1 pseudogene is annotated in these 298 nt (G+C 65.4%); it reads left to right on the plus strand.

What is annotated here, in order from left to right:
* Nucleotides 1-298, plus strand: a pseudogene (gene rho, locus EN804_RS36295) (transcription termination factor Rho); the annotation flags it as partial.

The following is a 298-nucleotide window of genomic DNA, read 5'->3' on the forward strand; positions in this document are numbered from 1 at the left end:
CAGGGCAAGGGCCAGCGCTCGCTGATCGTGTCGCAGCCGAAGGCCGGCAAGACCATGATGATGCAGCAGGTCGCCACCGCCATCACCACCAACCATCCGGACGTGCACCTGATCGTGCTGCTGATCGACGAGCGCCCGGAAGAAGTGACCGAAATGCAGCGCACCGTGCGCGGCGAGGTCATCAGCTCGACCTTCGACGAGCCGGCCGCGCGCCACGTGCAGGTGGCCGAAATGGTCATCGAGCGCGCCAAGCGCCTGGTCGAGCACAAGAAGGACGTGGTGATCCTGCTCGACTCGA

The sequence above is a fragment of the Mesorhizobium sp. M8A.F.Ca.ET.161.01.1.1 genome, from assembly GCF_004792105.1.
Classification (GTDB): domain Bacteria; phylum Pseudomonadota; class Alphaproteobacteria; order Rhizobiales; family Rhizobiaceae; genus Mesorhizobium.